Consider the following 14,502-nt stretch of genomic DNA (forward strand, 5'->3'; position numbering starts at 1 on the left):
CCAAAAAATCCAATCAACCCTAAAACTATTAGAGTTTTTGGATAATTGTGCCCAAAATTATGGAGAACTTTTTTTACCAATTCCTTTTCCTTTTGGCAATTTAGAGACTTTAGTTGTCAGTCATCCCCAGGATCTTCAAGAGTTATTTAATCCTAAAAACAAAATTCTTGATGCTCCAGCTGCTCCTAATGAAATATTCAAACCTCAACTTGGAGAAAACTTATTAATTGTACAAGATGGAGAACGCCATCGAAAACAGCGAAAGCTAATGATGCCTCCCTTTTTTTCTATAGGTAGTATTTTGTTTTTTGTCGGAAGATCAAATTAATTTTTGGAGTTCTAGCTCTCACTTTTAGCCAGTGATATAACTCTACGCGGAGCTTTGCGTTGGCAAAATTCCCGGTTTCCAATAACCACCAGTTTATATTTTTTTAATCACTGTAAAACTGGTTTAATAAGTGCCTTTTGCTCCGCTAAATTAGTAGAGCCTTTTTGGAGCAAAACTTGCCAGTAAATAGCTAATGCTCTTTTTTTGTAGATAGTGGCCATCACGAAGATATGATGATTTTTCCATTGTCTTCTATCTATAGTTAAAATTAATTGACTACCATCAACAAATTCTCGACTAATAATCATCATGATCATCGGAAACCAAAACAATGGAAGGCTCAAAGAAAATAATGTTAAAAATCTTTGTATATGTTTTCGACAACTTTCATATGTGATTGGTAAAGGAAAACAACCAGAAATACCTTTCTATTTTGACAGTTTTCTGTACCGTTAATCACCAAACTAAAATTTTTAAAGTTTGGACTTGAGTATCACTGATAAAAATTGCATTTGGTTGGTCTATTTATGTAAGTGGATCGACTTTTTCTACCATAAAATTTGAGTGATGGCTACCATCAACAATTGAGATAAAAATCAACTTGAATTGGGGGAGAAGGGATTGGTAAGCTCAACGTGCCAACCCCTTCTCTAAAAATGATGATCATTATCATTTTCTTTGTGGGTTTAATACCCCACCGTCAACGGGGGTGTTCAAAATTACTTGGGGGAGCGTAGACGCGGAGCGGCCCTTCGTTGACTATCCCCATGTAATTTTCCTCCTGTCTCCTGTCTCCTGTCTCCTGTCTCCTTCTTCAATATTGAGGAAAAATCCAGATTTTATACAGAGGTATAATTCTTGAAACTATTGTGGGGCAATAGTTTTGAGGTGCTTGTCTCCCCCTGAGGGTTTTCCCATTTCTTCATAAGCAGATACTAAGTCTTCCAAAACTTCCTTCGCATTTTCTAGCGCTTCATCATAAGATTCACCGTGAGTTTGAGCGTACTTCCCCCATTCAGGTAAACTAGCAATATAGGTTTTATCCTTTTCAGACCATTGAATTAAAATACTATATTTCAATGGAAATTATAAATTAGGTGCTTAGGTGTACAATGAGGTAATAATTATGCTACTGGAAATAGATTTGATCACACCTTTTCCATTATACAAATAATAGCACAAATTTATTTAAAATCAACCCCTTGCTGAAAATTTTTTCATCTATTTCAAAGGTACAGCGAACAGCAAATTTTTGCATATCAGTCAGGTATATCAGGTATAATATTCGCGGGCAAGATGCCCGCACTAATTATGAAATAAGCTGTCAAGCCTTCTAATTTAGCCGGAGGTACTGATAACTGAGAACTGAATTTCCTAACCTCCAGTTAAAGAATTTTTAAGTAATTCAATTCCACCCTTGACACCTTCATAACCAAAACGCAGAATTAGACCACTTAAAGTCGCACCCATTGCACAAAGGACCAACCCACCTAAACTAATAACACCATCATCATCCAACAAACCAAAACCAGTAACAAAAATCCCGATCGCCGGTAAAGTATTAGTACCCGGAATTGGAATCATCATCGAAATAGCCATCACAGCGATCGCGCAACCAATGACAATTCTACCAACAAAACTCGTACAAATATAACTCAATCGAGGACGAGAAATCAACTCAATTTTCTGTAACCAAGGAATGCCAGACTTCAAAATTCCTTGTATTTTATCCAGAGAGATTGAATGATTTAACCAACTCTTAGGCAACCACGGAGTTTTAGAACCAACTATTAGTTGAACTGCCAATAAAAGTAATAAAATTCCAAATGGAATTGAATAACCAGGAGCAGGTACAGGCAAAGCAGAAGGTAGAGACAAAATTACGAATAAAAAGCCAAAAATTCTCTCTCCTGCTAAATCAATAATGTCTCCCAAAGTAACTTTAGAAGCACATTTTTCGTCAAAAAAATATCGTTGTAATTCTACAGATAATTTGGCCACGAATTTATATTATTTAAAGTTAAATATGGAACTAAGTTAAAAGTACAAAACTTTCAAGGAATATATGATTAGAAGATTTGATAGTAACCATAAGAGATTGACTTATATCATGTTCGGATAATTAGAGATAAAAAAACTTTCTCCTTCTTATATCAAATTCGATAGTATTGGTGTAATTAAATAAAGAGTGTGGGTAGTGTGGGAAGATGGGGATCTCAAGAAAGATTTGGCAATGGCGCTGAGGATGGAACATTTTTTTATACCGAATTAAACTGATTTGATATTATACCTTAAAATTCTCTTTTCTTCCCTCCTGAGTTCTAACTCCTCCCTTATTATTTATCACTAATTATATCGTCTCCGGATAATTAGTGATCAAAAAAACTTTCTCCTTTTCCTCCTCTTTATTCTTTCTTCCCTCCTGAGTTCTGAGTCCTGAGTTCTGACCAAAAAATAAGGTCTCAAGCCTGCCCTTTTAATGGGATGAAAAAGCGGTCGAGAGATGGCGATCTTCGGAGCGGGTCTGTAAGAACGGGTCTCCTCGCCATATCTAATCGACCAAGAGAAAGAGAACTCCGTATCTCAAGCCTCCTGCTTTCCTGCGGAATGCTGCGCAAACAGTAGGAGGTACTGATAACTGATAACTGAAATGACTCCTCCCTTATTATTTATAACTATTTAACCGGACATGATATTACAAGCTTCTAATATAGAAAATAGCATCCTACAAATATAAAAAACCCAGATAAAATTATGGATGTTTTACCAAGATTCTACCGGGGTTATTTCAAGCAAAATAAAACTAAAAATTATCAAAGGAATAGTAAATTAGATTAAACTAGATTCTTATTCCTTAAAAAATCAATTAGGTACCAACAGTCCAGGAATTCATATACTCGATTTGTTCTGGAGTCAAAGTATCAATACCAATACCCATTGCTTGTAATTTCAAACGAGCAATTTCTTTATCAACTTCTACAGGAATAGAGTGTAAACCTGGTTCTAATTTACCTTTATTTGTAACTAAATATTCACAAGCTAATGCTTGGTTAGCAAAACTCATATCCATAACTGCACTAGGATGACCTTCAGCAGCAGCTAAGTTAATTAAACGACCTTCACCTAATACAATTACAGACTTACCATTCTTGAGTGTGTACTGTTGAGTGAAAGGTCTAACTGTCTTGATATCAGTAGCATTTTTACCCAAAGTTTCTAGGTCAATTTCAATATCAAAGTGACCGGAGTTACAAACTATCGCTCCATCCTTCATCGCATCGAAATGTTCGCCACGAATAACGTGCTTATTACCAGTAACAGTGATGAATAGATCCCCTTGAGGAGCAGCTTCTTCCATTGGCATAACGCGGAAACCATCCATTACTGCTTCAATAGCGCGAACTGGATCGATTTCAGTTACAATTACATTTGCACCCAGACCTCTAGCACGGAGAGCTGCACCTTTACCGCACCAACCATAACCTACAACTACAGTATTTTTACCAGCTAATAAAACATTAGTAGCACGAATAATACCATCTAAAGTAGATTGACCTGTACCGTAACGGTTATCAAAGAAGTGTTTGGTGTCCGCATCATTAACGTTCATAGCAGGGAAAGTCAACACCCCATCATTGAACATTGCTTTTAGACGAACAATACCTGTAGTAGTTTCTTCTGTAGTACCAATGAGGTCGGAAAGTTGACTTTGTCTCTCTTTGACCATGGTTGCTACTACATCGCTTCCATCATCAATAATAATATTAGGTCTATGGTCTAAAGCAATTTCAACGTGGCGCAGATAAGTTTCTGCATCCTCTCCTTTCATCGCATATACAGAAATACCATAATCTACTACCAGACTAGCAGCTACATCATCTTGAGTAGATAAAGGGTTACTGGCAATTAATACAGCATCAGCACCAGCATTTTTGAGGGCGATCGCTAAATGAGCAGTTTCGGTTGTAACATGACAGCAAGCTGCTAATTTAATTCCGCTTAATGGCTTTTCTTTGGCAAAGCGTTCTTGAATTTGGCGTAAAACTGGCATTTCTCGGCCTGCCCACTCAATTCTTTGCTTTCCTAGAGGGGCGAGGGACTGGTCTTTAACTTCGTTTTTGATTTGGACTGGTGTCGCTACCATTCAATTTTTCCTTGAAATTTTATTCTTTGTCAGTATAGCTAATTTTACAAAAGTCGATCAAGAGTGTTAATACGACAAAATTTATTTTGACATTCATGCCAATATATGTTAGATGGTCTGAAAAATTGCCAGCAAAACTGGCCGTGAGAGACCGGAATACAATCAGCGATCACTGATTAATATTATGTCTGTTGGTGTAATATCATGTCCGGTTGAACAGTTATAAAATAAATAACGACCGAGAAGTCAGTAGTCAGTGATCAGGAGTCAGGAGGGAATAAATAAGAAGGAAGAAGAACAGGATAAGAAGAAAAAAGTTTTTTTATCACGCTCTTATCCGGACATGATATAAAAACTTGAGAAATATCTACTTTTCCTTCTTGAAAATTTTCTTCTCTCTTCCTTCTTCCTTACCGGTACTTTGGCAAAAAATATGTTAATAACAGCGTCAAACCCTTATATAGTCAAGGTTTTACATTTAACAAACCTTTTTCCTGATATATCTAGGTTTTCCTGCGGAATGCTACGCAAAGAGCCATTTTTAGCCAGAGCAACGTATTTCCCTTACCGAAAAATTGTGGGTATGCGCCTTCCCTTTTCAGAGGATAATAAAGAAAAATTTTCATGATTAGTCAATCCTCTTCTTTTCAAGGAAAGGTAATTATTAATTATTAATTGTTGAACCCTACTAGCTTTGAAGGCATTTTCGCTGTAAAAAATATCAAAGTACCGTTACTGTATTTGTAACAAACAGTTATCAAATTGGTATCACACTATGTGTGCTGCGAGAGTGAAAAAACAGATAAAAAAAAGAGGTTACTCAAACCCCTATGTCTGAAATTATCCGATTGAAAGTATTGTTTTCAAACTATCCTACACAAAAAGCTCATAGTTGCCCAACTATTAATATCTAGAGCATAATCATCAGTTGATAACCCACTTGATTGAACAGCTAATTGACTAGCACTTTGTAAGTCTCGTAATACTGCTTGTGCTACATTCAAAGGATTTAATACTTCTTGAATTACTCCATCGTTTCTAGCTTGACGTACCTCTCTATTAAGAGCTGCTATTGTTTCCTTGAATGGTTGATAGCTACAGATAATTAGGCTTTCTGCCAAACCTTCAGGACCGATTAGTTTCCACCCAAAAGATTCTGTATCTCTAGGAAAATTACTAATCACAGGAGGCATATTTACGCTATCTTCTGGAGAAATAACTAACCCGGTTTCTGAAGACTCATTATTATTGAGAGATTGATTAGATGCAGCAGGATCGAGAACAAGAATGCACCCACTACTGTCTAAACTGAATAACATAAAATAAACTGGGCGATCGCCGTCATTATACAATCGACATTGAATTCGACTACCAATTGGTAATGTGAGTAATCCATCAGAAACTCCAAAGCTGCCTACACCTTCTATGTTCGTTTTAAATTTCGCCTCATTACTTACCCCTAAAGTTTCCCTACGCATAACTATCTTTGCTTTTGGAGTAATAGTAGCGAAATTGGATCTGACTTTAATTTGAGTCGAACTTTCATTTCTCGTTAAGCGTAGTATTTTAGCTGCGAGTAAAGTTTTTAATTGGGAACTTAACCTTTGTACTGCTACTTTTACTGCTTCTCCTCCTTCCCCTCCTTCTCCTACACTACTGGGTATAAGCACCTCGCCTAGAGAAAATAGAGCATAACGACCTTGGTACATCGAAGGTAGAGGAGCAGAGAGACTTTGAGCAATAGTTGTTTCTGGTACTCGACTAAATATATAATCTGCTGCTTGAATATTGTTTACTACTGTAACTTGGGACTCTGCGGAGAATCCACTGGTAGCATCTACCCGCTCAATTCTTGACAGTTCCCGATCGAGAGCAATAGTCAATTCAGTAGGTTTCGGCAAAATACGAATTTTTTCTCGCACCATTTCTCCTGCCAAAAGTTGAGGATTAGGAGAAGATGTTTGAGTATTTTTTTGTGTTTGGTTGTTTAGATTTTCTCCATTTTCAAACTTCTGTTTTTCCTGCTCTGACAACTCTTGTGAATTATTAGTTTCAATAATTATAGAAGCTTTAGCTTTTAAACCACTCCGACTGCGAATTTGTAATTTAAATTGGTAGTTGTTTGAGTTTAAATCCGAAGAAGGTACAGTTGTGAATAGGGAATTATATGTAACTGCATCAAGAACATTTATTGGCAGTCCTCCTAGCCAAAGGGTTGCTGTTTTGCCGTTATCTTCTACTGAGTTAACTACGCCACTAGCAGGGGGTGATAGGGGGGTTAAGAGATTTTGATAAGGCGTAGCTACTGGAGTTATGGTAGCTTTTTTGGTAAATTGAGCTATACTTTTTTCTGTTGCTTCTTTGAGTTCCGGTTGCTGATAAGTTCCAGCTAGTTGTTCGACGAAGCTAGTGCTTTGTGCAAAACTAATTTGTAGTTTGGTTGCAGGGGTTGTATGCCATAAATTTTGGGTAAGAGCATAAGTGAATAAACCCGAGCTAAAACCATTCCAATCAGTTTCGGTAGCAAATTGGTTATCTCGACTAGCATTAAGGATCAATCCTGGTAGTTGGCTTTGATTAATTGGCTGTCTTCTTTCTAAAGAGAGACGATCGCGTAGCAGTGTTTGCATTGCTTTCTCTTTTTTATTAATTTGCTCCGTAGTCGAACTAGGTCGAGAGCGAACTCTGAGAAAACCTTGCAAACTTTGACCGGGATATACATAGCTAGTGTCTAGTACAGTCACTACTTTTCTTGTATCAAGCGATTGCACTAATAACCATAGAGTTTCTTCTAGTACGTCATTTATTGCTCTACCTTCATTGTTAAGTGATACAGCGTCTATTGGCACTAGAGTATTTTGAAATGTTAATTTTGAGGAACTGAACTCCTCATTTTGTTCATTCTCATTTATCATTTTGCTGACACGACTACCATAACCACTAAAGTGAAAGAGAACTAGGTCATCAGGTCTAGCTTGATTAGTGAGATGATCAATAAAAGCTGTTTCTATATTTTCTCTGGTAGCTTGTTTATTTGTGAGAGTGAGAATATCAGTAGGTAAAAAACCAAACTTATGAACTAGCAATTCCTGTTGCATCTCCAAATCTGTAACACACCCAGATAGAGCTGCATCCGGATATTCGTTAATACCTATGAGAAGTGCTAATTTACGTCCAGTAGTTTGAGCTAGAGCAGTTGAGTAACGACTTTGGAGTCGCCACCACCATGCTTCACTTATTCCCAATGCTCCCAGGGCCAAGCTAGCCCTTTGCAGAAATTCACGCCGCTTTAATCCCATGCTTTTTCCTTAAACTCCTCACCTGAACTGAGTCAATCAGGACTTTTTATCACAACATTATTATTAATTGTCTACATATATTGAAGCACTCTGCAGTTAACCAATAAGGGGGATCGTAGCCAATTTTAAACACTATGCGGGTTTAGTTTACTACAACAAGTCAGCTCTTAAGCAACCATCAAGTTAAAGCAAATTTGAATAGATAACTTGACCCAATTCTTAGTGGAGGTTGAAAAGCTTACTTTTTGTATAGCTTTTTCAACCCACCTCCAAATTCTGGTACAATCATGCTTCATACTTTAAGGAGTGTACCAGAAAAATTTCTGCTCATATCAACTAGATGCTTTCATTGCTTTAGCCAACTCTTGAGCCACCTCTGGTCGTGAAAATTCTGGTGGTGGTAACTCACCCCGACGTAACATTTCTCGTACTTTTGTTCCTGATAGATGAATTCGTTCTTCTGGCAAACTTGGACTTGTTTTACTTGTAGCCATACCTTTAGTACGAGTACAGTAGAAAGCGTGTTCAAACTTCATTGGAACAATATCTAACTCTCCGGGTTCAAACTCATCAAAGATATATTGAGCATCATAAGTACCATAATAATCCCCTACCCCGGCATGATCTCGACCAACGATGAAATGGGTACAACCATAGTTTTTCCGCACTAAAGCATGAAAAATTGCTTCCCTTGGGCCAGCATAACGCATGGCTGAGGGATTAATGGCCATAATTACTCGGTTTTGAGGAAAGTATTTCTCAAACATAATCTCGTAGCAACGCATCCTCACATCAGCAGGAATGTCATCGGATTTTGTCGCACCTACTAAAGGATGTAGAAATAAACCATCTACTACTTCTAAAGCACACTTTTGAATATATTCATGGGCACGGTGGATGGGGTTACGAGTTTGGAAACCTACTACTGTTTTCCAATCTCTTTCTAAAAATAGTTTTCTGGACTCAGCTGGATCGATTTGATATTTAGGAAATAATGGGTGAGGGTGACGTTCTAATAACCACACTGGACCTGCTAAGTTAATAGGGCCAGCATCATAGAGAACTTTTACTCCTGGATGTTTGATTTCGTCTGTACGATAAACATTAATTGCTTCATGGGCTTTATTGTAGCGAAACTTTTGAGTTAATTCTAAAACTCCTACAAATTCTCCATCGGGAGAATCAAGACGCACCCAACTTCCTTCTTTGATTGAATCTGCTACTTCTTCTGAGACTGGTAGAGTGACTGGTATACTCCAAGGTAGACCATTTTGAAGACGCATATCAGTAACTACGGTTTCATAGTCTGCCGCTTCCATAAAGCCATTTAGAGGACTAAAGCCTCCTATAGCTATCATCACTAAGTCTGAAAGTGCTCGTTTATCTAGTTGTACTCGTGGTAAGCTTTCGGCTTTTTCCATGAACTCTTGTCGTTCTGCTGGTGTGGCAATCCGATTAATCAGATGGCCACCGTGTGCTGGTATACCATTGGGATGCTGACTCAAAGCAATTCCTCTCTTTGTTAACTACAGTAGTTGATCAAAATTAGGTTTTCTCATCTCGATCTTACATCTTTGAGGCACTTCTATCTTCAAATTTAGTTATTAGAAGTTGACTGAGGTTCAGGTAACTATCAAAGATGCTTTCTTTTTTCTAACTTCTTTAGTTGTAATTATATGACCGGACTTAATCAAAATTATATCTAAGGCCCAGGGTGGTAAAAAAATTGTGTCGCTATCTATATAAAAACTCTAAATATTTATAAATCACAATTTACTAATATAGCATTTCTATTTAATTAAGCTGTGAGAATATTTTTGAGGAATAAAGCAACTGGGAATTAAATTAGGAATATTTGTTTGATCGTTACAGTCATAAAATCTTACTACATTCGTAACAAAATCTAAATTAATTATAGATCATCAAGTCTGACATTATTATCAGTATTTTCTTCTCTCTAATTTTCAGAGATTTTCTACACAATCTAATGTAGATATAAAAAAAGTAAAAATCAGATAATGTAAAGTTATGTAAATAAAATGTTGTCTTGAATGTAAATAATTTGACAAAAACTGGTTTGACAAATTAGTATTATCTAAATAAGAAGTTGATAAAACTACAAAATTTAACTAGATAAACTATTAGCAATCTTTGATAATGAGTGCTAAAAATACGCCATTATATTTTGAGGACAAATTAAAGAATAAAGTCAAGGTTTTGCATCTGATTAATAATTAATTAGAGGTCAAAAAATTAGCACTCGCCTTGAAAGACTGCTAACTTAAATGTATCTAAAATATAGTTATAATATCAAAAATAATTAGAGAGGAAACACAGAAATGCAGTATACTTTTGAACTTTTAGGTATTTCTCCAATCTTACATTTTTTTAATCACCAACAAAAACTGCAAGTAGAAAAAAACTTAACTGTAGAATATCTAGGAAACCATGAATGTTCTCTAGATGTGTTTATAAAATCTGTTGAAAATGTTTCTACTGATCGTGGTTGGAGAGTAGATAAAGTTGTCGAAACAGTGATTAATTTTTGGATGAATAATCCTGATAGTATTCAGTATTGGAATTCTCGCTTAAAAGATGCTGGGGAGGAAAACCTTTTAGTGGCAAGAGTGGGAGATATTAAATCTTTAAGGCAATCCTTTGAATTATTATTGAATAATTAGGTGGTATTGATGTGGGTCTGGAGATATTTCATTCGCCAATGTAATGTCTACATAAAGACGGGCAATAAAAGTAATATTTTCAGACTTTTTATCTTAAAAATTGAAATTTGGAATTTTCTTAATTCAGATCAGTTAGCTATATTGCATAAGTTAGGTAAACTCGTGATTTTTTGATCTAATATTATATCCGGATAATAGCGTGACAAAAAAACTTTCTACACTTTAAAACTTCCTCTTCTTCCCTGCTGAGAGAATTACTTTGATTAGCGTAGTTATGACGATTGGAGATTTTTTTTATGTCCAATCAAATGGATTTGATATGATTTATGTCATGTCCGGTAGCATCGGTATTGTCAGCGTGAAGGTAAGGAAGAAGGAAGAAGCAAGAGGGAAGAAGGCTTAAAAGCTTGAAAAAACGTAAATTTCCTGTAAATATTCACCCTTGGTTTTACACAAACGCGCCCCAGCGGACATGATATTATGCAAGAGGTCTAATTAGGGTTTGCTGAAAAAGTCTTATGGGCAAGGGTAGGAGACAGGAGACAGGAGACAGGAGACAGGATAAATGGGAATTAATTAGGAGGTAGGAGGAAGAATAACCAAGGGATTATTCTGCGCAACTATGAGCCTAAAATGCGCTCTTTTTTGAACCATTATCACCATTAAGCTTGGACTTTTTTTAACTAAAAAATGCGCTCAACCTTTATATTTCAGTGCTTTTAGATTTAATCAGCAAACCCTAATTAAAAAAAATTGGTATAGCAGTCGAAGGAAAGGGCGCGGACATATCAAAAACTGAAAACTCAGACAAAGCCAGATTTTTCCTTCTTCCTTCTTCCTTGTTCTTTCTTTCTTCTTCCTTCTTATTCACAAATAACAACTTGAGGTGCTAATAATAAATTTTCCTCGGATTTGATTAACTGCCCAATACCCAGAAATACACCTTCAATATTATATACCCGTAAAGGATTTTCAGTTTTTTCGTCTTCTATTTCCCATTTTTTTTGATAAGGTAAACGTTGACCTTGACACCATCTTTTGGCATCCTCAATAACTAAAACTATTGCTTGTAAATGTGCCAATGCTACCTCCGGTGATAAGAGACTAAAAGTTTTTTGTTGTAGTTGAGTTTCCATCTCCTCAAAAGTAAGACTATCTTTCAAAGAAAAGCCACTACTTTCTGTTCGAGTTAAAGTAGCTAAAGTCCCTCCAGTATTTAAAACAGCACCTAGATCGCGAGCGATCGCCCGAATATAAGTTCCGGCACCACAAGCGATCGCTAAATCCAGCTCAGGAAAATCTCCACTCCGCCATTCAAGAACTTCTAAACTAGACACTTCTACAACCCGAGTAGGAATTTCAACAGTTTTTCCCTGACGAGCTAAATCATAAAGTCGCTTTCCTTCCACCTGTATTGCACTGTAACTAGGAGGCAGTTGTTCAATTTTTCCTAAGAAATTTGGCAGCACCGCTTCTATATCAGACAATGTTAACTGTGACGCTAGTGTAGATTTAACAATTTCTCCCTCTAAATCATCAGTGGTCGTAATTACACCAAATTTGACTGTGCCACAATAAGCTTTTTCTGAGCGTAGAAACTGTAATAATCTAGTTGCTTTTCCCACGGCAATAGGTAAGACACCAGTAGCCGCAGGATCGAGAGTTCCTCCATGGCCAACACGCTTGAGACCTAGTAACTTTCTTACTTTTGCTACACAGTCATGGGAAGTCATGCCAGATGGTTTGTTGAGATTGAGAAAGCCTTGCATTATATGGGTTTGCACACTATGGAATGATATTGCCAAAAATTAGTTTAGACTTTGAGTAAAAAACCTAATATTAATCATTTTAGCAATTGATTAATCCAAAATCCTGTTCATCAAAAATCTAAAATCATTTGTCACTGTGCAATGCCAGTTTTTCAATTTTACCTTCAGCTAATAGACATCTCCAAGAATAAAAAATCAATATCTATATCCCAAAGAAATTATCAATTCTTTCCCCTCCACGGTCGGGCCCCGCGGGTGGGTTCCCTACTGCCTACTCCCTACTGCCTACTCCCTATGGGTGGAGGAGATGTCTAATTATCATTACATTTAAGCAACGCCCATTATATTGTTATTCCACCCATAATTTTTCTTTATAGCGCTGCAGGCAACAGGCAACAGCTCCGGAAGGCAACAGGGGGAATAAATTGCGGATAATATAAGACTTTTAGCTATTTGGCCTCTCCTGCAATTTGTAAATATACCAGCGCTCATTGCTATATTCTTTGGTTTTATATCAGGTCTAATTAATTAGACGTAAATATTAATGATCTTCATCAATTATCTTGAGAATCTATCAAATTTCCCCCTAATCCCTACTCCCTACTCCCTACCCCCTAATCAATGTTATCATTTTCTTTGTGGGTTTAATACCCCACCGTCTACACAGTGTTCAAAATTACTTGGGGGAGCGTAGACGCGGAGCGGCAGGTCGTTGACTATCCCCATGTAATTTTCCTCCTGTCTCCTGTCTCCTGTCTCCTGTCTCCTTCTTCAATTGTGGGTATTTAAAGAGACATGATATTAGATAATAGTAAAGTCAAGATCGCCTTCTACAACATTCAGCACTATTGCCAGATAATCTTCATCATCATCCCTCAACCTAATAGCTACACCGTTTTCTCCACCTACAACTGTTGTCTCAAATTCTATGTCACTACGCTCCAAACCATTAATTAATCCAATTTGATCGTCTTCTTCAGGGTTGTAGTCTGTAATAATATCTGCATCTGATGGACTGAGACCACCTGTATTTTCACTAATAGCAAATAAATCTTCTCCTGTCCCTCCAGTTAAAGTATCAGAGTCGCGATCGCCGACTAGAGTATCATCACCTTCACCTCCATCTAGAGAATCATCTTCTTTACCTCCCAAGAGGCTATCATCTTCTTTACCTCCCAAAAGATAGTCATTGCCTTTATTACCATAGAGTGTATCTTCATTTTCTTCACCAAATAGAGAGTCATTATTCCTACCACCCCACAATGTGTCGCTACCATCACCCCCTAGAATAGAGTCCTGTTGTTGCCCACCGAGTAGAGAATCATTACCTTCACCTCCGAGCAAAGTATCATTATCTCCCTCTCCAAAAATTCTATCTCCTCCGCCTCTACCTTCTATAGAATCTCGACCTCCCATTCCCATAATGAGGTCTGCTCCTGCTGTACCATTGATATTCTCATCCTCTTCTGTGCCGAGAATTTCATTGAATTGATTTCCAGAACTCCCACTTCCATCGGTGCTTGTGCTATTACCACTCCCATCGCCATTACCACCTCCATTGGTATCGTTACCCCCTCCTGGCATTGATTCATCAATAATCGAAGGCCTAAAAAAACTAAACAGATCGATTACACCGTTAAAAAGGTTTTCTTGTGTTGCCGTGACCATAAAACTTTACCGAATAACTTCTTTGTGAATAATATTTATATTTATAGTAATAGTATAGATTGGTTAAGACATAAAGTGATACAGTCTCCGGATAATTAGTTATCGTATAATTCAGGAGTCAGGAGTCAGGAGTCAGGAGAAAGTAGTGAGAAATTCAGGATGAGAGTGGAAAAAATCTTGGGATATTCCGGCATTTTATGTCTGTATTTAATGGAAGTAGAAAGTGAGATAACTGTATAACCGGATTTCATATGATAATGATTTTTAGACAGGAAAATGTTTTTCCTACTGTTTCTAGAGCCAGTGTTCCTTCCTATACATAATCTGTTAATTATATTTTTATTCGCCTGTTCAGTAATAGTTAATAGGGATAATATTTGACAAATACACTATTCAAAATAATGGCGTTCCACAGTGACGAATGATTTTAGATTTTTGATTGAATTGGATTTTGGATTAATCAATTGCTAGAATAATTAATATTAGGTTGTTTTTAGTCAAACAGGACTTACGCAAAGACACTATATATAGCGAATGTCAAATAGAGCGATTGCTGACGCAAGGCTCCGCTAACCCTTAGAAAAATTATAGCGATCGCCTAACATTTTTAGTT

Annotated in this window: 11 protein-coding genes; 3 read left to right on the forward strand and 8 right to left on the reverse strand. The window is 36.9% G+C overall.

The window, feature by feature from the left end:
- The first annotated feature begins 7 nt into the window (after positions 1 to 7).
- Positions 8 to 328 (forward strand): cytochrome P450, encoded by a 321-nt coding sequence (locus F6K27_RS03365; protein WP_287274077.1) that lies wholly within the window; start codon positions 8 to 10, stop codon positions 326 to 328.
- A 107-nt stretch (positions 329 to 435) separates the two neighbouring features.
- On the opposite strand, the gene F6K27_RS03370 is transcribed toward F6K27_RS03365, so the two are convergent.
- The 6 genes from F6K27_RS03370 to sat form a co-directional block, all read right to left on the reverse strand.
- Complete coding sequence (locus F6K27_RS03370) at positions 436 to 639, reverse strand: hypothetical protein (RefSeq protein ID WP_287273913.1); 204 nt, start codon at positions 637 to 639, stop codon at positions 436 to 438.
- 553 nt (positions 640 to 1,192) lie between these two features.
- Positions 1,193 to 1,408 carry a type II toxin-antitoxin system HicB family antitoxin gene (locus tag F6K27_RS03375; protein WP_287273915.1) on the reverse strand — a complete coding sequence of 72 codons (216 nt, stop codon included), beginning with the start codon at positions 1,406 to 1,408 and terminating at the stop codon, positions 1,193 to 1,195.
- 294 nt (positions 1,409 to 1,702) lie between these two features.
- Positions 1,703 to 2,329, reverse strand: a complete 627-nt coding sequence (locus F6K27_RS03380; RefSeq protein ID WP_124155689.1) for an exopolysaccharide biosynthesis protein — start codon at positions 2,327 to 2,329, stop codon at positions 1,703 to 1,705.
- 865 nt (positions 2,330 to 3,194) lie between these two features.
- Entirely contained in the window at positions 3,195 to 4,472 is a 1,278-nt protein-coding gene (ahcY, locus tag F6K27_RS03385; protein ID WP_287273917.1) for an adenosylhomocysteinase, read from the reverse strand.
- An 863-nt stretch (positions 4,473 to 5,335) separates the two neighbouring features.
- Positions 5,336 to 7,771 carry a caspase family protein gene (locus F6K27_RS03390; RefSeq protein WP_287273919.1) on the reverse strand — a complete coding sequence of 812 codons (2,436 nt, stop codon included), beginning with the start codon at positions 7,769 to 7,771 and terminating at the stop codon, positions 5,336 to 5,338.
- 332 nt (positions 7,772 to 8,103) lie between these two features.
- Complete coding sequence (gene sat, locus F6K27_RS03395) at positions 8,104 to 9,276, reverse strand: sulfate adenylyltransferase (RefSeq protein ID WP_287273921.1); 1,173 nt, start codon at positions 9,274 to 9,276, stop codon at positions 8,104 to 8,106.
- Between the two features lie 834 nt (positions 9,277 to 10,110).
- Between sat and F6K27_RS03400 the strand changes: the two genes are divergently transcribed.
- Complete coding sequence (locus tag F6K27_RS03400; protein ID WP_287239930.1) at positions 10,111 to 10,452, forward strand: hypothetical protein; 342 nt, start codon at positions 10,111 to 10,113, stop codon at positions 10,450 to 10,452.
- 259 nt (positions 10,453 to 10,711) lie between these two features.
- The gene (locus F6K27_RS03405) at positions 10,712 to 10,855 is read left to right on the forward strand and encodes a hypothetical protein (RefSeq protein ID WP_287284100.1); all 144 of its coding nucleotides are present in this window, start codon (positions 10,712 to 10,714) and stop codon (positions 10,853 to 10,855) included.
- A 460-nt stretch (positions 10,856 to 11,315) separates the two neighbouring features.
- On the opposite strand, the gene truB is transcribed toward F6K27_RS03405, so the two are convergent.
- Together truB and F6K27_RS03415 are read right to left on the reverse strand one after the other, a co-directional pair.
- Complete coding sequence (gene truB, locus F6K27_RS03410; protein ID WP_287274079.1) at positions 11,316 to 12,221, reverse strand: tRNA pseudouridine(55) synthase TruB; 906 nt, start codon at positions 12,219 to 12,221, stop codon at positions 11,316 to 11,318.
- An 801-nt stretch (positions 12,222 to 13,022) separates the two neighbouring features.
- Positions 13,023 to 13,889 carry a calcium-binding protein gene (locus tag F6K27_RS03415; protein WP_287273923.1) on the reverse strand — a complete coding sequence of 289 codons (867 nt, stop codon included), beginning with the start codon at positions 13,887 to 13,889 and terminating at the stop codon, positions 13,023 to 13,025.
- Between the last annotated feature and the right edge of the window lie 613 nt (positions 13,890 to 14,502).

Origin of the sequence: Okeania sp. SIO2F5, from assembly GCF_010692685.1 — a bacterium.
Classification (GTDB): Bacteria; Cyanobacteriota; Cyanobacteriia; order Cyanobacteriales; family Microcoleaceae; genus Okeania; species Okeania hirsuta.